Source organism: Azospirillum ramasamyi (assembly GCF_003233655.1).
GTDB lineage: Bacteria > Pseudomonadota > Alphaproteobacteria > Azospirillales > Azospirillaceae > Azospirillum > Azospirillum ramasamyi.
Genome location: NZ_CP029835.1, coordinates 20,701 through 44,862, shown reverse-complemented (window position 1 = coordinate 44,862; position 24,162 = coordinate 20,701). Strand labels below are relative to the sequence as shown.

Genomic DNA, 24,162 nt, shown 5'->3' with positions numbered 1-24,162 from the left:
CAGACGTGAGTGACAAAAGCGGGGGAAGCACTTTCACGCAACCACCCGCTCCGGGGGGCGCTTGGAAACAGCCCCCGGAATGGCCCCTTTGGAAAACGGAGCCCTGGAACGGATTCCCTTAGAACGGACCCTTGAACTGCGCCTGATAGGCAAGCCGGGCATGTTCGGGATCCGGGCGCCAGGGAGAGCCGTTCGGACGGGCCATGGCATAGGCCGCCTCGGCGATGGTCGAAGGGTTGGGGTAGAAATGCTGCTCCAGCGCCGGCGTGGTCGGGCAGGTGGTGGGAGCGAAGCCCATGCGGCGGACCTGCAGCGGCCCGTCCCCGCCCAGGCGCTCCGACACCTGGGACGCGATCTCGGCACTGGCGCCGCAGTTGGTCCAGCTGTTGTCGACCACCAGAAGCCGGCGGGTGCGGGCCACGGAAGCGACGATGGTGTCGATGTCGAGCGGAACCAGGGTGATCGGGTCGATCAGGTCGACGCTGACGTCGACCTCGCGCAGCAACTCGGCGGCGCGCAGGCATTCGATCGCCATGTTCGACACGCCGACGACGGTGATGTCCCCGCCCTCCAGCATGCGGCGGGCCCGGCCGAACTCGACGGTGTAGGGGGCCTCCGGCACCGGCGCCTCGGTCGGATAGAGCAGGCGGTGCTCCATGAAGATGACCGGGTTGTCGTCGCGGATGGCCGCGATCATGCAGCCCTTGGCGTCATAGGCGTTGGACGGCGCCACCACCTTCAGCCCCGGCACATGCATGAACATCGAATGCAGACCCTGGGAGTGCTGCGCGCCCTGGCCCCAGGACTTGCCGATCATCGAGCGGGCGACCAGCGGCACCTTCACCGCGCCGCCATACATGTAATGGGCCTTGGCCGCCATGTTGACGAGCTGGTTCATGCACAGCAGCAGGAAATCCATGCGGATGTGAACATGGATCGGCCGCATCCCGGCCATGGCGGCGCCGATGGCGACGCCGGTCATCGCATCTTCCGACAGAGGCGTGGTGAAGATGCGTTCCGGCCCGAAGCGGTCCAGCAGGCCGCGGGTCGATCCCTGGATCGCCTTGTGGTCGTCCACGTCGAGACCGAAGACGAAGACGCTCTCGTCGCGCGCCATTTCCTGGGAAACCGCCTCGGCCAGGGCGTCGACGTAACGGAGCTGGCGCGTCGTGGCGTTAGGCGAAGACATGACGGTACAGCTCCTCGGCGGCGGGGAAGGGGCTTTGCTCGGCGAAGGCGACGGCGGCTTCGATGGCGGCCTGGGCTTCCGCCTCGATGGCGGCGCGCTGCGCCTCCGGCAGCAGGGCGGCGATGCGCGGCACTTCGTCGCGAGCCTCCCACGGCTCCATTTCCGTCCGCGGACGGTAGCCCTGGTCGTAATCCTCGTTCGGGCCGACATGCTCGCGCCAGCGATAGGCGTGGCATTCGATCAGAGCCGGCCCTTCGCCGCGGCGCAGCTTGGCCACCAGTTCGGCCGCGGTGTCGCGGACCTCGAACAGATCGCCGGACGTGATCTTGCGCGCATCGATTCCGAAGGTGGCGACCCGCTCGCAGAAGCGGTCGGTCGCCCAGCGCTTCGTCTGCGGCTCGTGAATGGCGTAGAAGTTGTTCTCGCAGACGAACAGGATCGGCAGCTTGTGCAGCGCCGCGAAGTTCAGCGTCTCGTAGAAGCAGCCCTCCTCCGACGCGCCGTCGCCGAAGAAGGCGACGACGACCCGGTCGGTCTTCTGCCGCTTCAAGGCGAGGGCATAACCGGCGGCGATCGGGATCGTCGTGCCGACCACGGCGGAGGCGCCGAGCACATTGGCCTTGGTGTCGATCAGATGCATGGAGCCGCCGCGCCCGGCGGCGCTGCCGGTCGCCTTGCCGTACATCTCGGCCATCATCGCGGCCGGATCGCCGCCCTTCGCCAGATAGGCGGCATGTCCCCGATAGGTGCCCGACACGGCATCGTCCGGTCGCAGAACGTCGCAGACGCCGACCGAGATGAACTCCTGGCCGATGGAAAGATGCACCGGGCTCTTGATCTTGTCCGAAGGGTAGATCGCAGCCACCCGCTCTTCATAATGGCGGATGAAGTAGAGGGAGCGGTACAGCCTAGCGATGGTCTCCGGGGTATACTGGGATTTCATTTATACGGATCCCGCGAAGAGATGAAGAAGGGCCACGATCCGGCCGCGATGATGAGGCTGCACACAAAGACCACTTGTCGAAGGTCGAAGGCACGCCGCCGGATCCCACGCCACATCGAATAGCATACGCCAAAGGCCAGAAGCTTTTACCTCGCCATTCCACAATGAATCAAGGGTTCCCGCTGGCCCGCCATTTATCCGGCAAATAATCACTGCCCATTGTCACTGGACGATATGCCAGAAGGGATGGAATTGTTGCGGAATTATAATATAGGAATACGCCAGTATGCGGGGCGGCCCGACCGCAAGAGCCGGTGGAGCGCCCCGCATACTGTCTCGAATACCAGCCCGATGGCGCTCAGACGACGTTGCCGTAGACCGCGTTGCGGATCATGCGATAACCCTTGATCAACTCCTGGATGCCGTCATCCAGCGAGAAGGCCGGCTTGTAGCCCGTCGCCTCGATCCGCTCGTTGGAGACGATGTAGTCGCGCTTGTCCGGGTCCTCGCCGATCGGCGCTTCCAGGAAGACGAACTTCGGCAGGTGCTTCTGGATCCGCTCGCACAGTTCCCACTTCGACAGGTTGGCGTCGGACAGACCCACATTGTAGGGGCGGCCCTGCATCGTTTCGAAATTCTCCAGCCCGTGCAGGAAGGCGCGCGCCACGTCGCGGACATGGATGTAGTTGCGCTTGAAATGCGGCTCGAACAGCACCACGGCGCGGTCGTTGACGGCGCGGTAGACGAAGTCGTTGACCAGCAGGTCGATGCGCATGCGCGGCGCCATGCCGAACACGGTGGCCAGACGGAAGCTGATCGAGTTGCCGCGGTCCAGCACCGCCTTCTCGGCCTCGACCTTGGTCCGGCCATAGAGCGAGATCGGGTTCAGCGGGCTGTCTTCGGTGCAGAACTTGCCCTGTTCCCCGACCCCGTAGCCGGAATTGGTCACCGGCATAACCAGGCGCTGCGACGGCGACAGGATCCTGGTGAGGGTGATGACCGCGTCGCGGTTGATGGTCTCGGCTCCGATCTTGTCGGCATCGCACAGCGGGGCACCCACCAGAGCCGCCAGCGGGATGACGACGTCGGCGGTCTTCGTCAGGCTGCGCAGGGTGGCTTCGTCACGGGCGTCGCCGCGTACCAGATCGAACTTCGGATGGGCGCAGACATGGCTCAGCGAGGCCTGGCGGAACATGAAGCTGTCGAGCACGGTCACCGAATGGCCGGCGTCGAGCAGCGCCGGGACCATGATCGAGCCGAGATAGCCGGCACCGCCGGTGACGAGGATGTTCAGAGACTGGGACATGATGTGACCTCTACCGACGAGACGGAGCAACCGCCGTCAGCGGCACGGAGGCACGCGGCGAGCGGCGGAATAGGCGGGAGTGCTGGGCCGGTCGGAAGCCGGCGAAGCCAACGGAGCGAACCCGGGCATTGCTAGTCCGGCAACCATTGAGGGCGCAAGGGCTGTGTGGATGCCGGCCGGCCGGCGCGGGTGAGCGGCCGCGGCCGCTCATGCGGCCGAAGCCCGACCGGCGAATGAGGTCATCTGAATCTAAAGCGAATGCAAATTCGCTTTAGGCGGGCATGACGGCATGCGGCGGCATGGGGCCTGGACGGACGGAAAGGCGCCATGATAGGTGGGTCGTCCCATCTCCGGCATAGAACGCGCCTCGCCCCATGAGCATGTCCATCGACGGCATCACCGGCACGCCGCCCGAAGCCGTTTCCGCCGACAGTCCCGCTTTGCCGCCGCTTCCCCGTCAATGCGTCATCCTGGTCGGCGGTCTCGGCACCCGGCTGGGGGAGCGTACGCGCCTGACGCCCAAGCCCCTGCTGGAGGTGGCGGGCAAGCCCTTCCTCGATCACCTGATCGGCAACCTCGCCCGCTTCGGCTTCGAGCGGGTGCTGCTGCTGGGCGGCTACCGGGGCGAGGTGCTGCGCGACTATTGCGCCGCGGCGGCCACTGCCGACGGCCGGTCTAGCCGTTTCGGCGTCGCGCTTTCCTGCCTGATCGAGGAGGAGCCGGCCGGCACCGGCGGCGCTCTGGTTCAGGCTGGCGACGCCCTGGACGATTGCTTTTTGCTGCTGAACGGCGATTCCTTCTTCGACATCAACTACCTGGATCTGACGGCACCGCTCGGCGACGGGACGCTGGCGCGGGTGGCGCTGCGCCGGGTGGAGGATGCGGCGCGCTACGGCACGGTCCGCCTGGAGGGCGAGCGGATCCGCGCCTTCGCCGAACGGCCGGAGCGGGGAGGCGAGAGCCTCATCAACGGCGGCATCTACTGGATGGACCGCCGCATCCTCGACCATATTCCGGCCGGCCCTTGTTCGCTGGAACGCGATGTCCTGCCCGGGCTGGCCGAACGGGGCGAACTGGTCGGACGCTGCTATGACGGCGCCTTCATCGACATCGGCATTCCCCAGGATCTGGCGCGGGCCGACGGCCTTGCGGCCGAATGGCACCGTCGGCCGGCCGCCTTCCTCGACCGCGACGGGGTGCTGAACCTCGATCACGGCTACGTCCATCATCGGGGGCATTTCGAGTGGGTCGACGGGGCGATGGACGCCGTCAAGCTGCTGAACGACCGCGGCTATTACGTCTTTCTCATCACCAATCAGGCGGGCGTCGCCCACGGCCATTACGAGGAGGAGGCGATCCACACCCTCCATGGCTGGATGCGGGAGGAACTGCGTCGCAACGGCGCCCATCTCGATGACGTCCGCTATTGCCCCTATCATCCCGAGGGAGCGGTGGAGCAGTACCGCCGCGCGTCCGACTGGCGCAAGCCGGAGGCGGGCATGCTGCGCGACCTGATGGCCCATTGGCCGGTGGAAACCGCCAGCAGCTTCGTCATCGGCGACCGCGACACCGATATGGCGGCCGCGCGGGCCGCCGGCGTCGCCGGCCACCTGTTCACCGGCGGAAACCTGTTGGAGCGCGTACGCGCCATCCTGGACGAAAGCGGGGGCTGAACTCCCTTTTCCCCTCGGCCGGCTTTTCTTCTCATATCGTCGAGCGCAAAGCCTGATGGGGCAGGCTTTGCGCTCGACGATATCATGCGGCGGTATCAGCCCGCCGGCAGGATGAAGCCCTGCGGCGGACGGCCGGCGCTGTGCAGCGACCACATGACCTGATAGGCGCGCTCCAGGTTTCGGGTGAAGCGGCGGCTGTCGAACAGCGGCACCGTCATCCGCCCCTCCTCAAGCCGCTTCCGCAAGGCCGCGCGCCGTCCGGGATCGCCGGCGAGCGTCACCGCCATCTCCTCGTATTCGTCCAGCGACCGGGTGACCGTATCGGGCAGGCCGGCCGCGTTCAGCAGGCTGGCCGCCACCCGCGAGGCGAAGGTCCCGCCCAGGCATGTCACCACCGGGCAGCCGGCCCACAGCGCGTCGCTGGTGGTGGTGTGGCCGGTATAGGGCAGGGTGTCGAGAGCCAGGTCGGCCACCCGGTAGCGGGCGATGTGGTCCGGCAGCGGGCGGGGCGGGGCGAAGACCAGCCGGGCCGGATCGACGCCCCGGGCCTCGGCCTCCGCCTTCAGGTTTGCAGCAGCCAGCGGATTGGCCTCGAACAGCCACAGCACCGATCCGGGCACGCGCTTCAGGATGCGCATCCACAGGCCGAACATGGCCGGGCTGATCTTGTAGGCGGTGTTGAAGGCGGCGAAGACGACGCCGTCAGCCGGCAGGCCGCACTCGGCGCGTGACGGCACCCGGTCCGGCAGCGGGCGGTGGCGATCGTTGATCTGGTAGGCGTCGGGCAGGATCGCCAGCCGCTCGACGTAAAAGGGCTGATGCTCCGGCGGGGTGACGAAGCGGTCGCCGATCACGTAATCCATGTGCGGGCAGCCGATGGTGCCTGGATATCCCAGATAGCTGACCTCGATGGGCGCCAGCCGGCGCGACAGCAGGTCGAGCCGGGTTTGCTTCGTGTAGCCCTTCAGGTCGACCATGATGTCGACGCCGTCGTCGGCCATGCGGCGGGCGACGGCGTCGAGCGGCACGCTGCGGATGTCGCGGAAATGGTCGAAGGCCTGGACCAGCCGCTTGCGCATCGGGCTGCCGTCGTCGGGTCCATAGGAATAGGCCAGCACCTCGAACCGTTCGCGGTCGTGCAGCTCGAACAGTTCGGCCGCCAGGAAGGCGGTGGCGTGTTCGTGGAAGTCGGCCGAGACATAGGCGACGCGCAGCCGGCCGTCGCGACGGGGCTCCGGCCGTGCCGGCATCGCCGGCGACGAGGCGCGCTTGATCAGCCGGTCGAAGAACATCCGGGCGGCGCGGTCCTGCTGGGCCGGCGTGGTTTCGATCGACAGGGCGGCCAGCGGGATGACGATGCCGCCGTCATGATCGATGGTGTCCGTCACCATCCGGCAAAGGCGGTCGTAATCGTTCCAGGCGCAGAGCGTCTGCTTGAGATAGAGATTGTAGCACAGCGCCTCGGTCTTGGCCGGGGTCAGCGCCACCGCCCGATCATAGGCCGCGTGCGCCTCGGCAAACCGTCCAAGCTCGCGCAGGACATGGGCGTAGCCCAGCATCGCCTCGCCATGCCCGGGATCGACGACCAGCGCCCGGCGCAAGGCGCGCTCCGCCTCCGCCACGCGATGGCCTTCGCGCAGGGCCACGCCGAGGTTGGCGGCGGCGAGCGCGTCGATCGGCCGCAGCCGGAGGGCGCGGGCGAAGTCGGCCGCCGCCCCGTTGCGGTCGCCCAGGGCCAGCCGGGCGGAGCCGCGGTTGACATAGGCCTCCGGCGACGCCGGGGACAGCAGGACGCAGCGGTCGTGCGCCGCCAACGCCTCGCCCATGCGGCCCAGCGACTGCAGCACGGTGCCGAGATTGCCGTGGCTGTCGGGCAGGTCGGGCCGGACGGAGATCGCCTGCCGCAGGACGGTTTCCGCCTCCTGCGGCCGGTTCTGCAGCATCACCGCCACGCCCAGCAGCTGAAGGACCTCGCCCTGGTTGGGAACGGCGTCCAGGATCGCCCGGCTCAGCCGCTCGGCTTCCGCGGCCCGGCCCGCCCGGAGATGATCCAGCGCCAAGCGTGCCGCATCGGTGATGGTCATGCTTCCCGGAGGCGTGGCGGACGTCGTCCCGGCGCTCATCGCCCGCCCTCCGTGGCGGAGAGTGCCGCCACCTCCGCCGTCACCCTGGCCATCACCTCGGGCCAGTCGTTGGATGTCGCCTGACGGAACAGGCGCATGGTCGGGTACCAGGGGCTGTCGAGCCGGTCGCGCATCCAGCGCCAGTCGGCGAACCATTTCAGCACCACCCAGGTCGGCCGTCCCATGGCACCGGCGAGATGACAGACCGAGGTGTCGCAGGTGATGACCAGATCGAGATTGGCCATCACCGCGGCGGTGTCGAGGAAGGCGTCCGGGCCGGCGTCGAAATCCGCCCCCAGCTCCGTCACCGCCACCCGGTCGCGCAGCCGCTCCAGATGAGCGAGGCCGGAAACCTTCTGCAGGCTGTAGAGCCGGACGCCGGGCAGCCGTCCCATCGCCTCGAAGCATTCCAGGGGGATCGACTTGCCGGTTTCGTTGCCGTGCCAGTTGATGCCGACGCGCAGCCTCGGGCGCCTGCCGCCCTCCAGCCGCTCCAGCCGCTCCGCCCAGCGGGCCGCCGGTTCCGCTTCGGCCCGGATATAGGGAACGCCGCCCGGAACGTTGTCCGGCGTGGTGCCCAACCGATGCATCAGGCTCATCAGCGAGATGTAGTAATCATAGGCCGGCAGCGGCTCGCCGAAGGCGAACAGCCCGTCCAGGTCGGGGGCGGTCGACAGCACGCGCTTCAGCGCCGGCTGGCATTCGTAGAGCACCCGCGCGCCCATCCGCTTCAGCACGCCGGCATAGCGGATGTACTGGAAGGAGTCGCCCAGCCCCTGCTCGAAATGCACCAGCAGGGTCCGGCCCTCCAGCGGCTGGCCCTGCCACAGGACGCCCGGCATGTTGCGCTTGCGCCAAACCCCCTGCTCCAGACGGCCCTCATAGGCGACGGTGCCGTTGGGATAGTCGCCGGCCATCAGCAGGCAGGTGCCGAGATTCTTGCGGTATTCCGGCTTGCCGACGTCGATGGCGAGCGCGCGGCGGTAGTGCAGCGCCGCCTCCGGCGGAAAGCCGAGGCTGAGGCTGACGGCGCCGAGATTGTTGTAGTTGACGGCCACGTCCGGCTCGACGGTAAGCGCGAACCGGTAGGCGGTGCGCGCGCGCTCCGCGTCGCCGGTGAACATGAACAGGTTGCCGAGGGTCAGCAGCGCGCCCGGATGATCCGGCTTCAGGCGCGCAAGCTCCCGGAAGGCGATCAGCGCATGCTCGTAGTTGTGCTGGTCCAGCAGGATGCCGCCCAGCGCGTTCAGCGCGTCCGGATAGGCGGGGCGCAGGCGCAGCGCCTGGCGCAGCGGCTCCATCGCCTCGGCCGGCCGGCCGGCGGCATGCAGGCAAAGGCCGAGGTTGCCGTGCAGGTTGGCGACGCCGGGATGCTCTTCAGCCAGCCGGCGGAAGGCCTCGGCCGCCTCGTCGAAGCGGCCGGCCTGGAACAGGGCGGCGCCGCGGTTGAAGGCCTCGATGAAGGCCGGTGAGAACTCGGAAATGGCAACCCCCAACGCTTCGGCCCCAACAAGGCCCCACCATGCGGATGGACCCGCCGCACGGAACCGCGGCTTCTTACCCCAAGAGCCCGGCCGGCGGCAATAAAGGGCTGCCCTTTCCGGGTCCGGAGCCCTATGCCAGCGGCTTCCTGCCGATGGCCGCCCAGGAGATCTCGTTGACCCAGGCGAGCCGCACGTCCTCAAGGCCGGCGCCCTTCATCAGCGCCTCCACCTCGTCGCGGCGCCAGTAGTTGGCGATCTTCGGCAGCATCTGGTCGAAGACGATGGAGCGCAGATGCGCGAAGTCGAAGCGGCGGATCAGACGGAAATATTCCAGCCGGTCCAGCCCCAGCCGAAGCGCCAGCCACAGAACGGCGGTAGGCGGCAGGGACAGCGCATGGACCAGCCCGATCGGCAGGCGGCTGAACAGCGCCTTGCGCAGCGGATCGGCGAAGCGGACGATCCAACCGTTGTTCTCGCGGCCATAGACCCAGATCATCACCCGCCCGCCCGGCTTGACCGCGCGCACCATGTTGGCGAGCGCCGTTTCCGGGTGGGCCAGATGGTGGATGACGCCGATGGAGAAGGCGAGGTCGAAGCGCTCCACCTCGTTCAGCTCATAGGCGCTCTGGCGGCGCACCTCCATCGCCGGGTGCGGCGCCAGCGTGGCGCGGGCCGAGGCCAGGCTGCGCTCGTCGATGTCGATGGCCAGCCCGCCGGCCGCCCCGTAGCTCATCGGCCAGTGGCTGTTGCGCCCCATGCCGCAGCCGACGTCGACGAAGCTCAGGCCGCGCCAGTCCTCCGGCTTCAGGAAGGGCGTCCAGCGGCGGAACTGCTCCTCGTAGATGTCCTTCAGTTCGGCATAACGGCCCCACTCGTAGCCGAAACGGTCGGCCGACCCGCTGTGCACCGCGGAGGCGGTGTCGGGAGCGGCGGAAGGGGGCGGCGCTTCGCTCATCACGGCGGTCCGGTGTTGTGGGTGGGGCAGGGTGGTGGACGGTATGGCGGCTATCGGTAGAAGCCGGGGGGCGGGCTTGTCAAGCCGGGCCGCCCGTTTCCCCGTGCCCTCTCCCCCTGCTCTCCACGCTCGAACGCCGCTATCCGCTTGTCGCCATACGGTTGTTGTCGCCATATGGTTGTTTATGCCAAACATGGGCGCCGTCGATGCGGACGGCATATGTGGCAACCTCGGAAGACATGATCGCGATACTGGCGCACCGCGGGTTCTGGTCGGAACCAGCCAAAAAGAACAGCCGGGAGGCGCTCGAGCGGGCATTCCGCGAGGGCTTCGGCATCGAGACCGACATCCGCGACCGGAACGGCGCGCTGGTCGTCAGCCATGATCCCCCCCATGATCCCCCCCATGATCCTCCGGGCGGCGACGGTCTGATGACCTTCGACGAACTGCTGGAGCTGTACGGGCGCCATGCACCCCAGGCTGGCGGCCGGGCGGGAACGCTGGCGCTCAACATCAAGGCCGACGGACTTCAGGGGCCGCTGCTCGACGCCCTGGCGCGCCAGGGCGTGGACGACTGGTTCGTGTTCGACATGGCGGTGCCCGACGGCATCCTCTATCTGCGCCGCGGCGCCGTCGCCTACACCCGGCAGAGCGAGTATGAGCGGGAGCCGTCCTTCTACGAGCGGGCCGCCGGCGTCTGGCTCGACGCCTTCGAGAGCGACTGGATCGACGCCGCCGCGATCGAGCGGCATTTGGCCGCGGGCAAGCGCGTCGCCCTCGTCTCGCCCGAACTGCACGGACGCCCCCATGCCGCCGCATGGGAAAGCTGGAAGGCCGTCGCGACCCGGGCCGCTCCCGGCATGCTTGCCCTCTGCACCGATTTCCCCGACAAGGCGCGCGAGTTCTTCGATGCTCCCTGAAACGACTTCGTCGATAACGCCTGCCGGAACATCCGCCGGGATGCCGGCCCCTGCCCGGATCAAGGCCGTCCTCTACGACATGGACGGCGTCCTGATCGATGCCAAGGACTGGCATTACGAGGCGCTGAACGAGGCGCTCGCCCTGTTCGGCATGGAGATCAAGCGCGACGAGCATCTGGCGCTCTATGACGGGCTGCCGACCCGCCGCAAGCTGGAGATGCTGAGCGCCAGCCGCCAGCTCCCGGTCCGGCTGCACGGCTTCATCAACGAGATGAAGCAGCGCCGCACCATCGAGCTGGCCTATTCGCGCTGCCGCCCCTTCTTCCCCCACCAGTACGCGCTGTCCCGCCTCCAGGCGGAAGGATACCGGCAGGCCGCCTGCTCCAACTCCATCCGCAACACGGTGGCGGTGATGCTCGGACAGGCGGCCCTGCTGCCCTATTTCGAGTTCTACCTGTCCAACGAGGACGTGGCGCAGGCCAAGCCGCACCCGGAGATCTACCTGACGGCGATGCAGCGGCTCGGGCTGTCGCCGCAGGAATGCCTGATCGTCGAGGACAACGAGCATGGCATCCGCGCGGCCAAGGCCAGCGGCGCCCATGTGATGGAGGTCGGGGACGTGTACGACGTCACCTACGACCGAATCCGCCGGCACATCGCCCGCGCCCAGGGAGAGACGCCGTGAACATCCTGATCCCGCTGGCGGCCCCCGACCGCTATTTCTCCACCGACGACTTCCATTTCCCCAAGCCGCTGGTCGAGATCGACGGGCGGCCGATGATCGAACAGGTGGTGGAGCCCCTGCGCGGCTGGTTCCCGGACGCCCGCTTCATCTTCATCGTCAAGGAAGAGGACTGCCGCCGCTTCAACCTGAATGACGTCCTGCGCCAGATCGCCGGCCCGGAGGCGGTGGTCATTCCGCTCCGCGCCCTGACCAGGGGGGCGGTCTGCTCCTGCCTGATGGCGATCGAGCACATCGAGACCGACGAGGAGCTGATCGTCACCAACGGCGACCAGGTGATCGAGGCCGACGTCGCCGCGGTGGTCGAGCGCTTCCGGCGACGGCGGCTGGACGCGGCGGTGATCACCTTCGATTCCGTCCATCCCCGCTATTCCTACATCCGCACCGGCGACGACGGGCTGGTGGTGGAGGCGGCGGAAAAGCGCGTCATCAGCCGCCATGCCATCGCCGGATTCTACTACTTTGCCGCCGGCCGGCTATTCGTCGAGGCGGCGATGGACACGATCCGCCACGACGTGCAGATCGACGGCGCCTTCTACATCGCCCCCACCCTGAACGAGCTGGTGCTGACCGGCCGCCGGGTCGGCCATTGCCCGGTCTCCGCCGACCGCTACCACAGCTTCTACGCGCCGACGCTGATCCCGCAGTACGAGCGGTTGCTGCAGGGCCGCCGCCTCGCCGGCACCGCAGATGGGCCGAAGCGGCTCAACGTGCTGATCCCGATGGCCGGCCGCGGCAGCCGCTTCGCCCGTGTCGGCTATGCCAAGCCCAAACCCTTCATCGACGTCGCCGGCCGCACCATGATCGAGCGGGTGCTCGACAATCTGGCGATCCCCGGCGCCCGCTACATCCTGATGGGCCGGCGCGAGCATTTCGAGGCCGAACCGGATTTGGCCGCCCAGTTGGAGGCGCGCCCGGACGTGGTGCTGTGCCCGGTCGATCTGGAGACGGAGGGCACCGCCTGCACCGTCCTGCTCGCCCGCGGACTGATCGACGGCGAGGAGCCGCTGCTGATCGCCAACTGCGACCAGCTGGTCGAATTCGACTGCCGCTCCTACATCGACGATGCCGTGCGCCGCGGGTTGGACGGCTCCATCCTGGTGTTCCGCGACCGGGACCGCGACCCGAAATGGTCGTTCGCCCGGCTGGGAGAGGACGGGCTGGTCCGCGAGGTGCGGGAAAAGGTCGCGATCTCCGATCTGGCGACGGTGGGCATCTACCATTTCCGCACCGGCCGGATCTTCATCGACGCCGCCGTCGACATGATCGCCCGCAACGACCGGACCAACGGCGAGTTCTACACATGCCCGGTCTACAACTACGCCATCGCCGCCGGGGCGCGGATCGGCGTCTTCGAGATCCCCGCCGGCGCGATGCACGGCCTCGGCACGCCGGAGGATCTCGAGCGTTATCTGGCCCGCGGAACCGGCGCGGATGAGGCCAAGGATGGAGCTGGCCCCCCGTGAACGCGATCATCCCGCTGGCCGGGCCGGACTTCATCCATCCCCGCTTCGGCATCCGCCCGCTGGTCGAGGTGGAGGGCGAGCCGCTGGTCCGCCGGGCGATCACCGGCCGCCCCTGGTGGCGCGACGGAACGCTCGGCCCAGCCGATCTGGTGTTCGTCCTGCGCGACGTGCCGGAGGCGCGGACCGTGCAGGGCTTCCTGCGGGACTGGTTTCCCGGCTCGCGCGCCGTGCGCCTGTCCGACCTGACCGGCGGCGCCCTGCTGTCGGCCCTGGCCGGAACGGCCCTGCTGGCCCGCCCGTCGGCGCCGGTCTGCGTCGATCTGGTGGACATCCTCTATGACGGCCCGGCGATGGCCGGCCTGTTCGCCGATCCGGCGGTCGGCGGCGTCCTGCCCTGCTTCCAGTCGGACGATCCCTGCTACAGCTATGCCGAGATCGCCGCCGATGGGTCGGTGGTCCGCACGATGGAGAAACGGGTGATCTCCTCCCACGCCTCGGCCGGCACCTATCTGTTCCGCGACGCCGCCCTGTTCCTGCGCGCCGCCGCCCATTCGCTGGAGCATGCCGACAGGCTAGCCCACAAAGGGGCGCTGTTCCTCTGCCCGGCGATGAACGGCGTGATCGCCGAGGGGCTGCGGGTGCTGCCGGTTCCGGTCGGCAATGTCCGTCCGGTCAGCAAGAGCTTCGGCGAAGCGGCCGGAAAGGGCGACGCAGCATGATCTCCTCCCGCGACGTCTCTGTGGTGGTGCAGGGCCCCTGGAGTCCGGACCAGACTCCGCAGGCCCTGGCCAGCGTGCGCGCGCATCTGCCGGGCGCGCAGATCGTCCTGTCGGTGTGGAAGGGAGCCCCCGACTTTCCGGCCCATGCCGTGGACGCCGACACCGTCCTGCTGAACGCGGATCCGGGTGGCGTCGATCTGCGCGGCCTCCTTGATCCGGAGCTCGAGCATCGGACCGCGACCGCCTCGTCCAACTTCAACCGGCAGGCGGATTCCACGCTGGCCGGCTTGCGGCTGGCCGACCGCCCCTATGCGCTGAAGCTGCGCACCGACATGGTGCTGGAGCATGCGGGCTTCCTGGCGTACCCGGAGCTTTTCCGGGGGATCCCGGCGCCGATGCCGGTGTTCGGCGAGCGCATCATCACCACCAACGCCCGCTGTCCGCACCGCTCCTTCGCCATGTTCGTGCAGGATTTCTGCTCCTTCGGCCGGACGGAGGACATGCGGCTGCTGTGGGAGGCCGAGCGCCATCCGACGCGCGAGGCGCTGCTTGCCATGCCGCGGGAGGAGCGGGAGGCCCGGGTGCTGGTGCCGGAACAGCAACTGGTGGTCTCCGCCCTGCGCCGCCGGTACGAGGTGCCGATGCCGAACGCGCTCGCCGGAGGTCCGGCCCTGGCCGAGCTGACCGAACGGGCGGTGGCTGCGAACTTCATCTGCCTCGACGTCCGGCGTTTCGGCGTGCGCACGCTGAAGCCGTCTCTGGAGTGGGTCAACAGCGCGGATGCGATGCGGCTGTCCTGGCTGTGGATGCTGCGGACGAGCTACGAGGAATATCTGTCCTGGTGCCGGTTCCATTGCGGGGAGGCCGTGGACGCGCTGATCGCAGAGTGCGGCGACGGTTACGCCTCCGCGATGGAGGATGCCTCCCTCAAGCGGCGGGTGGTGATCGGCCCCAACGCCCTGGCTTCGCAGCCGCTGTTCGACGAGGCCCTGCGCTGCTGCCTCGCCGGGCGGAACGGCGATGCCCTGAACGGGGCGATCACCCTGCATCGCGCCGGCCTGCGCGACCCGGTGCTCAACCAGCTTTTCGAACGGCTGGGATACCGGCCACCGGGATGAACCGCCAGGGGAAGCGCCGGTTCAGGCGGGGGACCGGCCGGCTTCCCCGTCGCACCAGCGGCGCCACATCAGCCGGTAGGCGCTCTCCAGGTTGCGCATGAAGCGCGCCTCGTCGCACAGCGCCGAGGCGCGGACCCGCTCGCGCATGCCCATCCGCAGCCGCATCAGCCGGCCGAGGTCGCCCGCCAGTTCGGCGGCGATGGCGGCATAGCGGTCGGGGGTGGCGGCGACCAGTTCCGGCAGGCCGATGGAAGCCATCAGGCTGGCGCCGACGCGGGCGGCATGCCGTCCCCCGGCCAGCGTGACCAGCGGCGCCCCCATCCACAGCGTGTCGCAGGTGGTGATGGTGCCGTTGTAGGGATGCGGATCCAGCGCGATGTCGATCCGGTTGTAGGCGGCGAGATGGCCCGCCGCATCCTTGATGAAGCCGACGAGGTCGAGCCGGTCCGGGGCGATGCCGGCGGCGGCGAAGCGCGCCCGAATCCCGGCGGCGGTGCCGGGATCGGACAGCGGCCGGTCCTTCAGCAGGAGGCGCGACTCCGGCACCCGCCGCAGCACCTCCGCCCATAGCTGGACCGTCTGGTCGGTGATCTTGGACAGCTTGTTGAAGGAGCCGAAGGTGACATGCCCGGTGGCCCCGGCCGGCAGCGGCACCACCGCCGGCGCATCGGACGGCGGACGGAAGCACAGGAAGGGCGGCGGCAGCCGCACCAGCGTCTCCACCGCATGGCCGTCGGTGGAGCCGACCGGGTCGCTGACCGGATCGACGATGCGGTAGCCGACCGACTGCATGCCCGTGCCGTTGGGATAGCCCAGCCACGTCACCTGCACCGGTGCCGGCCGGCGGGCCAGAATCGGCAGCCGGTTCAGCCCGGAATGGCCGGCGAGGTCGACCAGGATGTCGATGCCGTCGGCGCGGATCAGGTCGGCGAGGCCGTCGTCGTCCAGATGGCCTACCGTACGCCAGCCGTCGGCCTGCGCCTTGAAGCGGGCGGTGTAGGCGTCGGCATGGGTGTCCGGCAGGATCGAATAGCAGACGATCTCGAAGCGTTTGCGGTCGGCGGCCTCGAACAGCGGGGTGAGGAAATACGCCCCCAGATGCTCGCGGAACTCGACCGACAGATAGCCGATGCGCAGCCGCCTCTCCGGATCGGGGCGGTTGGCATGCGCCGCCGGTGCCGCGGCCGGCTTGCCGAAGCGCTCGTCGAAGCGGCGGTGCTCGGCCAGCAGCCGGTCGCCGGAAAGCTCCAGGTAGTTCAGGCAGAGCAGCAGTTGGCTGGCGATGCGCGGGTCGCCGGGAGCCAGCCTTTCGGCCCGGCCGAAGCACAGGGCGGCGGCGGCGGCCTCGCCGCGCATCTGCCGGACCACGCCCAGGTTGAACCACAGATTGGCTTCCTGGTTCGGGTCGGCCTGGATCGCCCGGCTCCACAGCCGCACCGTCTCGTCCAGCCGGCTTTCGCCATAGGCATCGCCGCCCAGCCCGACCCAGGGCTTGGCGTAATCCGGCCTGAGGACCAGGGAGCGGCGCAACGCCTCCCTCGCTTCCAGCGGCCGGCCGAGTTCGGCCAGGACGAAGCCCAGATTGTTCCACAGGTCGGCCGCCATACCGTTCCCGGCCAGCAGCTCGCGGTAGAGCGACGCGGCCTCCTCCAGCCGTCCACCCCCGAAGGCGTCGAGCGCCCTGCGCTTCAACGCTTCATTCGAGGACGGCGGAGCGGAGGATGCGGCGGTGGAGGAGAGGGGAACGGAAGACGGGGGGGCGGGCAGGGACATCAGGCCAGTCGGGCTTCGACCTGTTCGCACAGATAATGGTACAGGCAGATATGGACCTGCTGGATCAGCGGGGTGGAGCGCGAGGGCACGTCGAGCAGGATGTCGCTCGCGGCCGCCATCTTGCCGCCGCCCTCGCCGGTCAGCGCGATGGTGGTCATGCCCAGGCTCTTCGCCACTTCGAAGGCGGCGACGACGTTGCGCGAATTGCCGCTGGTCGAGATACCCAGGATCACGCCGCCCGGCTCGCCATAGGCCTCGGTCTGGCGGGAAAAGACGGTGTCGTAGGAGTAGTCGTTGCTCCAGGCGGTCAGCACCGCCGGGTTGGAGCTGAGGCAGATCGCCTTCAGCCCGCGGCGCTCCTTCAGGAAGCGGCCGACCAGTTCGCCCGTGATGTGCTGGGCATCGGATGCCGAGCCGCCGTTGCCGCAGACCAGCAGCGCCTTGTTGGCGCCGAGCGCGGCGGTGACGGCGGCGATCGCCGCTTCCACCCGGGCGGGGTCCAGGCTGTCCATGGTGCGCCGCAGGACATCGATGGCGGCGGTGAGGCAGCCGTGCAGGGCGGCGGCGGAGTCCTGGGAAGCCATGGGCGGAACACCTTTGCGCTGAGGCGGACGATATGGAGCGGGCAGGAGGAGCGCCGGAGGCGGAGACGGCCTGGACGGCCTCCATCCCGCTGCGCAGTGCATCCTACGGATCACCGTTCCCTGTCAACCGGGCGCCACGCAATGACCGCTTTGCCGCCCCGCCCGGAACGCCTATTTTCCATCCCATGCCCCGGCGGCGGGGCGGAAATGCCAAGGGTGGCCAATGACGACGCGGACGGTCCGGCTGGGTCCCCTCAGCGTGAAGATGTATTGCGCGATCGGCATGATCGCGGTGTCCTGGGCCCAGCTTGAGGACATGGTTTCGCTGTGCATCTCGCGCCTTCTCGGCACGGACCATACCGATTTTCTTCCCATCGCTTCCAACATGCAGGTCAAGGCCCGCTTCGACGCGCTGAAGGCCATCGCCAACCTGCGCCTGCCCGCCGACGAGGCGAAGGCACTGGTCGCCCTTTGCGACGAGGCGCTGGAGCTGGGGCGGGAGCGCAACAAGATCCTGCACGGCTCCTGGATCCAGGGGGAAACCGATGACGTTGCCATCCGCCTGAACTACCGCGCCCACGGCCGCATCTCCGCCAACGCTCCGGTCATCTCCGCCCGCGAGATCGCGGAGATCAGCGACCGCATCACCATGCTGACCGAAGGCTTCGCCCAGACCCTGCAGCGGCTGGGCCTGCTCGATCCGAAAAATCCGATGCGCAGTCCGGGGCGCGGCACCGGCGGCGATGGCGGCGGCAAGCCGAGGGACGCGGTCGAGGACTGATACCGCCGAGCGTAAGTTCCGACTTGCGCTCGGCGGTAAGGGCCGCGACTGCGGCCCCGCAGGCCCGTGCCTGCGAAGGCAGGCGGCCGTCGCCCGGCGGGCCTACCGCCAGGGATCGAAGGCTTCCAGGGCGGCGTTGCCGGGGGCGGGGCGCAGCAGCATGCGCGGGGACGGGTTCAGCGCCGCGGCGGTGGCGGCGAAGGAACCGGTGCTGATCGCCAGGATGTCGGCCCTGGTCAGGACATGGAAGTCCTGCAGATAATCCAGCCCCTCCCAGCGGACCGGGAAATCGTCCTTCGTCACCGGGGAGAAGCGGGCGAATTCCGGCACCACCTTCGGTTCGTCGGTGGCGACGAACAGCACCGGCTCCTCCAGCGTCGGCCACAGCCCGTCCAGCCAGTCGAGATAGAGCGACAGCGGCGTGTAGTCCTGGTTCCACCAGTCGGTCTGGCGGATATGCACGGCGACCAGGGTGCGGCCGCGGCGGCGCAGCATCTCCACCGGCGGCTCCAGGAAGCGGTCCCAGCAGGACCGCGGCGTCAGCCAGGACAGGATGTCGGCCCGCCGCGCCTTCACCATCGCGTCGACGGGCGAGCCGCCCAGGAACAGGTCGCGGTTGCAAAGCGGATCGGCGACCCGCTGCGCGAAGCCGTCGGCGAACTCCTTGCGGCTGCGCAGCCAGCCCTGGAATTCCGGCAGGACCGCCGGATCGAGCCGGGGGTCGTCGAGGTCGAAGAAGGCGTGGCCGACCCAGTCGGGGGTCAGGAACTCCATGCCGTAGGTGTCGGCATAGAGGCGGACGGCGACATACTCGTTCACGGTCTGGGCGAAGCGGCCGTAATTGCCGAGCGAGGCCATGCTGAGCCAGGGGCGGTCGCGCCGCGCCTCCCGCCGCCGGTTCCATCGGGCATCCGGCGGCAGCGACCGGTCGAAGCGCATCAGAGAATAGGCGATGTAGGCGGGCGAGTAGTTGTTCTTCAGCTCCGCCGCCCGTTCCAGCAGCGCATAGGCACCGTCCACGTCCCCCTTGGCCCTGCACACCTCGGCAAGTCCGGTCATCGCCTCGGCGTAGTCGGACCGCGCGTCCATGGCGATGCTGAAGGCGAGCTCCGCCCGGTCCAGATCTCCGGACAGCAGCAGGGCCATGCCCAGGTGATGGGCGGTGTCGGGGGAGGTCTGGTTCAGGCGCAGCGCGAGGCTCAGGATCGGCACCGCCGCCTCGGGGTTCCGGGCCTTGTAGGCGGAGATGCCCTTGACCAGCAGCGCATCGGTGTTCTCCGGAACAGCCGCCAGGATGCGGTCGCAGATGGCGGCGCTGATGTCGAGCCACCCGGAATTGCAGTAATCGAGCGCCTGCCGCACGGCGTCGGGCAGCGGCAACTGCTGTCCGGCTATGGTTTCGATCTGGATGGACATGACGGTTCCGAAGGCTTCTGCCAATGAGGTAACCCGCACGGGGCGGATCTCACTTGCACCCTTGTCCGCGAGGGGTCAAGTTGCCTCGTTGCAAAGCTTCAAGATTTCACCGATCTTCCCGCCCCGATCCAAGCCCCGGACTTGGCGGGCCGCTTCGCCAGCACCCGTTCCGCCTCAGGATGCCAGCTTCCGACATGACCTCGATCCAAGACATCCTGCAGAAGGCCGTCGGCCTGCATCATGGCGCCGACGCCGGCCGTGCGGCGGCGCTTTACCGGCATGTCCTGGCGCTCGACCCGGCCCAGCCGGATGCCTTGCACCTGCTCGGCCTGCTGGTTCGCCGGAACGGCAGGACGGCGGACGGAGCGGCGCTGATGGCGCGCGCGCTGCTGCTGGAGCCGATGCATGCGGGGGCGCTTCTCAACCGCGCCATCACCCTGCAGCAGCTCGGGAAGCTCGACGAGGCCGCGGCGCATTTCCGGCGCAATCTGGAGCTGGAGCCGGCCTCCGACATCTCCCTGCCGCGTCTGGCCAGCGAAGCGCTCGCCTGCGGACGGCTGGCCGAGGCGGGGCGACTTCTCCGCCGCTCGGCCGCCCTGGGCGCGGGCGGCGGCCCGGCCGACCGGCAGCGCCGTGCGCTGGAGCGCCGGGCCATCGCCCGCGCCCTGCGCGAGGATGCGGAGGATCGGACCCTGCCGCCTGGGCTGGTGGTGCGCGGGGTGTTCCGCGACAGCAGCGGCTATGCCTTTGCCGTCCGCCGCTTCGTCCGGGGGCTGGTGGAGGCGGGAATCCGGGTCCGGCTGGTCGACCTGAACTATGCCGACACCGACAACCTTCCCGACGACCAGCTCGATCCGCTGCTGCGCACGCTCGACCGGCCGGTGCGGGCCAAGGCGGTGCTGACCATCACCACCCCGCCGGCCGTCGAGGTCGTTCCCGGCCTGAAGACCATCAATTACACCATGTTCGAGGCTCTCGACATTCCGCCCCTGTGGGCGGCGCAGAGCCGGCGCCACGACCATGTCATCGTCGCCACCGCTTCCTCGCGCGAGGCGTGGCTGCGCGCCGGCCATCCGCCGGACCGCGTCCATGTCAGCCCCGCCGGCGTCGACGCCGTGGAGGCCGGCCGCATCCCTCCGGCGGCCATCGTCGACAGCGCGGGCCGCCGTCTGTCCGATTACCGGGTGCGCGTGCTGAACGTCTCCGACTTCAACGACCGCAAGAACCTGGACGGGGTGCTGCGGGTCTGGCTGGGCGCGACGCGGGCGGAGGATTCCGCGGCCCTGCTGCTGAAGATAGGCAAGGGCAGCGGGGTTTCCGGCGGCATGCGCGACCTGCTGACGCGGGTGTCGGCGCAGGTCGGCCGGACGCTCGCCCAGGCGGCGCCGGTCTTCCTGGTGGAAGGCAAGCTGTCCGATGCGGACATGATGGGGCTTCATACAGCCTCCACCCATTACTGGAGCATGTCGCACGGCGAGGGCTGGGACCTGCCGATGGCGCAGGCCGGCGCCATGGGCCTGACCCTGCTGGCTCCCGACCACAGCGCCTACAACGCTTATCTCGACGGCCGGGTGGCGCACATGATCCCCAGCCCCATCACGCCCGGGATCACCGCCTATGCCGGCCAGGACTGGTGGAGCCCCGACGAGGACGAGGCCGCCCGGCTGCTGCGTAAGGTAATCGACGATCCGGACGGCACCCGCCGCTCGGCGCAGTCCCATCTGCTTGAACATTTCAGCTGGCAGGCCGCCACCCGCCGCCTGATCGACCTTCTAAGGGAGTTGGACGCGCTGTGACCGGTCCCATCATGTCCGCCGCGAGCCTGTCCGATCCCGTCACGCTCTTCTGCTGCCTGGCCCCGCCCGATTACTACCGCCGGCCGCTGTTCTCCGGCCGCGAGGTGTTCTGCGGCCCGGACTGCCCGACGGTGGAGACGGGCGACGGCTTCTCCTCGCTCAACACGCCGCACGGCGAGTATGATCTGGCGGCCGTCGTCGCCCGGCTGCCGGCGCACCAGCGCCCGGAACTGATCGTGGTGAAGGCCGACGCCACTCGGCGCAACCTTCCGCGCGGGTTGGAGCGGCTGCCGGGCACCAAGGTGCTTCTGGTCGGCGACACCCATCATTTCGCGTCTCCCCTGCGCACCCTGTTGTCCTACGGCTCGATGGAGAGCTTCGACGCGGTGATGCTCGACCACACCCGCCAGCATGCCCACGCCTTCCTGGAGGCGGGGTTCGACCGGGTCTATTGGGTGCCGGCGGTCGATTATGCGCTGCGCCGTCGCGACATTCCGGCGGAACCCGCGGCGGAATTCCGCTTCGACCTCAGCTTCGTCGGGCAGATAGGGGCCTTCCATCCCTGGCGGCGCCATGTGCTGGGCCGGCTGATCGCGGCGGGGTTGCCGTTGCAGGGCATGCGGGCCGAGCCGGAGAAGGCGGCCGACATCTATGCCGCCTCGCGCGTCACGCTGAACTGTTCGCTGAACGGTGACCTCAACCTTCGCGTCTTCGAGGCGCTGGGGGCCGGCGGCTTCCTGCTCACCGATGCGTTGTCGCCGGATGCCGGGCTGGAGCGCTGCTTTACCTCCGGCCGCCATCTCGTGACATACCGTTCGCCGGAGGAGTTGGTGGAGCTGGCGCGCCATTACCTCGACCACCCGGACGAGGCGATGGCGATCAGACGGGCCGGGCAGGCGCATCTGCTGGAATTCCACAGCCCGCAGGTCAAGCGCGCCCAGTTCTTCGCCGCCGTGTTCGACGACCGCGTCGATCCGGCGCTGGAGTTGCGCTCCGAACGGCGCGGTCTGAGGGCGCTGCCGGCCCAGGGCACGGGGTTCCGCCGCCGCCTCGCCGCCTATGAGGCGCTTCAGCTTCTGCACCTGACGGCGTCGCGGCTGACCGTGCATACCGGTGAAGGGCAGAGCGGGAGTGGGGATGGCGGGAGTGGGGACTGCTTCGCCGCCGATCTGCGCGCCATGGCCCGCGACCTGCCGCGCGTGGTCTTCGCCGCTCCGGCCGCCAGGCCCGAACCGCTTCCCCTGCCGCTGCCGCCGTCCCCCGACCGGGTGCGGGACGAGGCGGTGACGCTGCTGCCCTGGCCCGACAAAGTGGAGATCGACCGCCGGATGGCCCTGCTGCCCGGCGCCTCCGTCCTCTGCCCCACCTTGTCGTCGCGCGACCATGCCGCTGCCGCGGCCCATCTTGCCGACTGGGGGTTCGTGCCGACCGAACGCGGGGGCATCCTGTTCCAATGCGCCGATCCCCTGCGCCATGCCGCCCGCTCGCTGTCCGATCCGACCCTCGCGGCAGGGCTGACGCCGGAGCTGAAGCGCGCGCGCCTCGCCGCGCTGGAGCCGATGCTGCGGAGCGCCGACCAGTCGATGGGGGTTGCCCAGCTTGCCAACCGGTTGGGCGATGCTGCCCTGACTGAACGGTTCCTGCTTCGCTGCGCCGCGCTGGATCGCCAGCAGCCGGCCGCGCTCGCCGGGCTGGCCCGCCTGTGCGCGGCCGGCGGCCGGCGGGCGGAGGCAGCCATCTATGTGGCCGAAGCCCGGCGGGCCGCCCGGCTTGCCGACCTGCCCGACCCCGCTCCCGATCTGGGCGCGGATGCGCTCTCCGACGCTGCCGACCATCCGGCGCTGGAACGCTACCGCGCGCTGTTCCGGCAGGCGACGGTCCCCTCGACCGGGCGGACCCGCCGCATCCTGGTTGTCACCAACCTGTTCCCGCCGCAGGAGTTCGGCGGCTACGGCCGCAAGCTGTGGGAGTTCTCGGCCGGGCTGATCCGCCGAGGCCACGAGGTGAAGGTGCTGACCGCCGACGTGCCCGAGCTGACCCGGCCGGGCATGGCCGGGACCGAGGACATCGAGGCGCATGTCGACCGGTCGCTGACTCTCTACGGCTATTGGAAGGACGGGCGCGCCTTCACCCACGACGATCCGGCCCATTGCGCCACGCTGATCCGCGCCAACATCCGCCGGGTGCTGGAGACCGCCCGCGATTTCCGCGCCGACGTTTGTCTGGTCGGCAACCTCGACATGCTGGCGACCGAGTTCCTCGACCCGCTGACCCGGCAGATGGGCGTGCCGGTGCTGCATTGCCTGGGCAACCAGCATCCCGGCTACGCGCCGGAGGCGGCGCCCCGCTCCCCCCTCTACCGCGCCGGGCCGGCCAGCGGCTGGGTGGCGGAGCGGCTGGCCGCCGGCGGCTACGGCCTGCCCGCCACGGTGATCCATCCCGGCGCCCGCGTCGATTACTTCCACCGGGCGGTGATGCCCTCGACCGACCGGCTGCGCATCGCCTTCGCCAGCCTGTTCGTCAACTACAAGGGGCCGCAGACGCTGGTCAACGCGCTGGGGATCCTGCACCGCGAGGGCATCGACTTCGACTGCACCTTCGCCGGGGAGGCGCCGGACGCCGATCTCGCCGCCCGGTGCCGCGACTATGTCCAGCGCCACGGCATGGCCGGCAAGGTCACGTTCACCGGCTTCCTCGACCGCCGCGGCCTGTCCGGCCTGTTCGCCCGCTGCAACGTGCTGGTCTTCCCCAGCGTCTTCCAGGAGCCCTTCGGCATCTCGCAGGTGGAGGCGATGGCCGCCGGCCTGACCGTGGTCGGCAGCGGCACCGGCGGCAGCGGCGAGGTTCTGCGCGACGGGGTGGACGGCCTTCTGTTCAAGGCGGAGGACCACGAGGCGCTCGCCGCCTGCCTGCGCCGCCTGATTGCCGACCGCGCCGCCTGGCAGCGCATGGCCCTGTCGGGCCGCGACCGCGCCCGCGATTTCACCGTCGCCCGCTCCGTCGTCCGCATCGAGGCGGTGTTCGAGGAGTTGATCGCGCAGAAGGGATAAACATGGAGAAGGCTCGTAGCGCCGTGGCCGGTGAGAAAAATAGTCCGGGTTGCCCACCCCTTTCGATTGGGGAATGAAAGGCTGTAGAGTGGCCGGGCCGCAGCCCGCGGCGCGGCTTCTCCCT

Annotated in this window: 18 protein-coding genes; 9 read left to right on the top strand and 9 right to left on the bottom strand. The window is 69.1% G+C overall.

The features are described from left to right. Positions 1–118 precede the first annotated feature (118 nt). The 3 genes from DM194_RS26670 to DM194_RS26660 form a co-directional block, all read right to left on the bottom strand. On the bottom strand, positions 119–1,189 hold the full coding sequence (locus tag DM194_RS26670) for an alpha-ketoacid dehydrogenase subunit beta (RefSeq protein ID WP_111070672.1): 1,071 nt from the start codon (positions 1,187–1,189) through the stop codon (positions 119–121). After that, entirely contained in the window at positions 1,176–2,132 is a 957-nt protein-coding gene (locus DM194_RS26665; RefSeq protein ID WP_111070671.1) for a thiamine pyrophosphate-dependent dehydrogenase E1 component subunit alpha, read from the bottom strand. The genes DM194_RS26670 and DM194_RS26665 overlap by 14 nt, the downstream gene beginning before the upstream one ends. A 358-nt stretch (positions 2,133–2,490) precedes the next feature. Further along, positions 2,491–3,438 carry an NAD-dependent epimerase/dehydratase family protein gene (locus tag DM194_RS26660; RefSeq protein WP_176581520.1) on the bottom strand — a complete coding sequence of 316 codons (948 nt, stop codon included), beginning with the start codon at positions 3,436–3,438 and terminating at the stop codon, positions 2,491–2,493. Positions 3,439–3,812: 374 nt separating this feature from the next. On the opposite strand from DM194_RS26660, the gene DM194_RS26655 reads away from it, so the two are divergent. Continuing rightward, complete coding sequence (locus tag DM194_RS26655; protein ID WP_246024701.1) at positions 3,813–5,111, top strand: HAD-IIIA family hydrolase; 1,299 nt, start codon at positions 3,813–3,815, stop codon at positions 5,109–5,111. 95 nt (positions 5,112–5,206) lie between these two features. On the opposite strand, the gene DM194_RS26650 is transcribed toward DM194_RS26655, so the two are convergent. The 3 genes from DM194_RS26650 to DM194_RS26640 all read right to left on the bottom strand — a co-directional run bounded on the left by DM194_RS26650 (position 5,207) and on the right by DM194_RS26640 (position 9,673). Beyond that, positions 5,207–7,234, bottom strand: coding sequence for an O-linked N-acetylglucosamine transferase, SPINDLY family protein (locus DM194_RS26650; RefSeq protein WP_111070670.1), 2,028 nt, complete (start codon positions 7,232–7,234; stop codon positions 5,207–5,209). Beyond that, positions 7,231–8,730, bottom strand: a complete 1,500-nt coding sequence (locus DM194_RS26645) for a tetratricopeptide repeat protein (protein ID WP_162630190.1) — start codon at positions 8,728–8,730, stop codon at positions 7,231–7,233. The genes DM194_RS26650 and DM194_RS26645 overlap by 4 nt, the downstream gene beginning before the upstream one ends. 118 nt (positions 8,731–8,848) lie before the next feature. Next, positions 8,849–9,673, bottom strand: coding sequence for a class I SAM-dependent methyltransferase (locus DM194_RS26640; protein WP_111070668.1), 825 nt, complete (start codon positions 9,671–9,673; stop codon positions 8,849–8,851). A 239-nt stretch (positions 9,674–9,912) separates the two neighbouring features. Between DM194_RS26640 and DM194_RS26635 the strand changes: the two genes are divergently transcribed. Genes DM194_RS26635 through DM194_RS26615 form a run of 5 tightly spaced genes read left to right on the top strand, consistent with a single transcriptional unit; the run spans position 9,913 to position 14,638 of the window. After that, positions 9,913–10,593 (top strand): PI-PLC domain-containing protein, encoded by a 681-nt coding sequence (locus DM194_RS26635; RefSeq protein ID WP_246024700.1) that lies wholly within the window; start codon positions 9,913–9,915, stop codon positions 10,591–10,593. A 40-nt stretch (positions 10,594–10,633) separates the two neighbouring features. Then, entirely contained in the window at positions 10,634–11,278 is a 645-nt protein-coding gene (locus DM194_RS26630) for an HAD family hydrolase (protein ID WP_111070667.1), read from the top strand. Further along, the gene (locus tag DM194_RS26625) at positions 11,275–12,801 is read left to right on the top strand and encodes a glycosyltransferase family 2 protein (RefSeq protein ID WP_111070666.1); all 1,527 of its coding nucleotides are present in this window, start codon (positions 11,275–11,277) and stop codon (positions 12,799–12,801) included. Before DM194_RS26630 ends, DM194_RS26625 begins: the two co-directional genes overlap by 4 nt. Continuing rightward, positions 12,798–13,520 carry a glycosyltransferase family protein gene (locus DM194_RS26620; RefSeq protein WP_111070665.1) on the top strand — a complete coding sequence of 241 codons (723 nt, stop codon included), beginning with the start codon at positions 12,798–12,800 and terminating at the stop codon, positions 13,518–13,520. Before DM194_RS26625 ends, DM194_RS26620 begins: the two co-directional genes overlap by 4 nt. Continuing rightward, positions 13,517–14,638, top strand: a complete 1,122-nt coding sequence (locus DM194_RS26615) for a WavE lipopolysaccharide synthesis family protein (protein WP_111070664.1) — start codon at positions 13,517–13,519, stop codon at positions 14,636–14,638. Before DM194_RS26620 ends, DM194_RS26615 begins: the two co-directional genes overlap by 4 nt. A 21-nt stretch (positions 14,639–14,659) precedes the next feature. Here the strand turns inward: DM194_RS26615 and DM194_RS26610 are convergent, their stop codons facing one another. Both DM194_RS26610 and DM194_RS26605 read right to left on the bottom strand, forming a co-directional pair. Beyond that, on the bottom strand, positions 14,660–16,411 hold the full coding sequence (locus tag DM194_RS26610; protein ID WP_111070663.1) for an O-linked N-acetylglucosamine transferase, SPINDLY family protein: 1,752 nt from the start codon (positions 16,409–16,411) through the stop codon (positions 14,660–14,662). Then, positions 16,411–16,995: a D-sedoheptulose-7-phosphate isomerase gene (locus DM194_RS26605; protein ID WP_111070662.1), complete on the bottom strand. Its 585-nt coding sequence runs from the start codon at positions 16,993–16,995 to the stop codon at positions 16,411–16,413. Before DM194_RS26605 ends, DM194_RS26610 begins: the two co-directional genes overlap by 1 nt. A gap of 223 nt (positions 16,996–17,218) precedes the next feature. On the opposite strand from DM194_RS26605, the gene DM194_RS26600 reads away from it, so the two are divergent. Then, a complete protein-coding gene (locus DM194_RS26600) occupies positions 17,219–17,776 on the top strand; it encodes a hypothetical protein (protein ID WP_246024699.1) in 558 nt (185 codons plus the stop codon). Positions 17,777–17,878: 102 nt separating this feature from the next. Here the strand turns inward: DM194_RS26600 and DM194_RS26595 are convergent, their stop codons facing one another. After that, entirely contained in the window at positions 17,879–19,192 is a 1,314-nt protein-coding gene (locus DM194_RS26595) for a tetratricopeptide repeat protein (RefSeq protein ID WP_111070661.1), read from the bottom strand. A 194-nt stretch (positions 19,193–19,386) separates the two neighbouring features. Here DM194_RS26595 and DM194_RS26590 point away from each other — a divergent pair, with 194 nt between their 5' ends. Beyond that, positions 19,387–20,988: a glycosyltransferase gene (locus DM194_RS26590; RefSeq protein WP_111070660.1), complete on the top strand. Its 1,602-nt coding sequence runs from the start codon at positions 19,387–19,389 to the stop codon at positions 20,986–20,988. Then, positions 20,985–24,038 carry a glycosyltransferase family protein gene (locus DM194_RS26585; protein ID WP_246024698.1) on the top strand — a complete coding sequence of 1,018 codons (3,054 nt, stop codon included), beginning with the start codon at positions 20,985–20,987 and terminating at the stop codon, positions 24,036–24,038. The genes DM194_RS26590 and DM194_RS26585 overlap by 4 nt, the downstream gene beginning before the upstream one ends. The last annotated feature ends 124 nt before the right edge of the window (positions 24,039–24,162 follow it).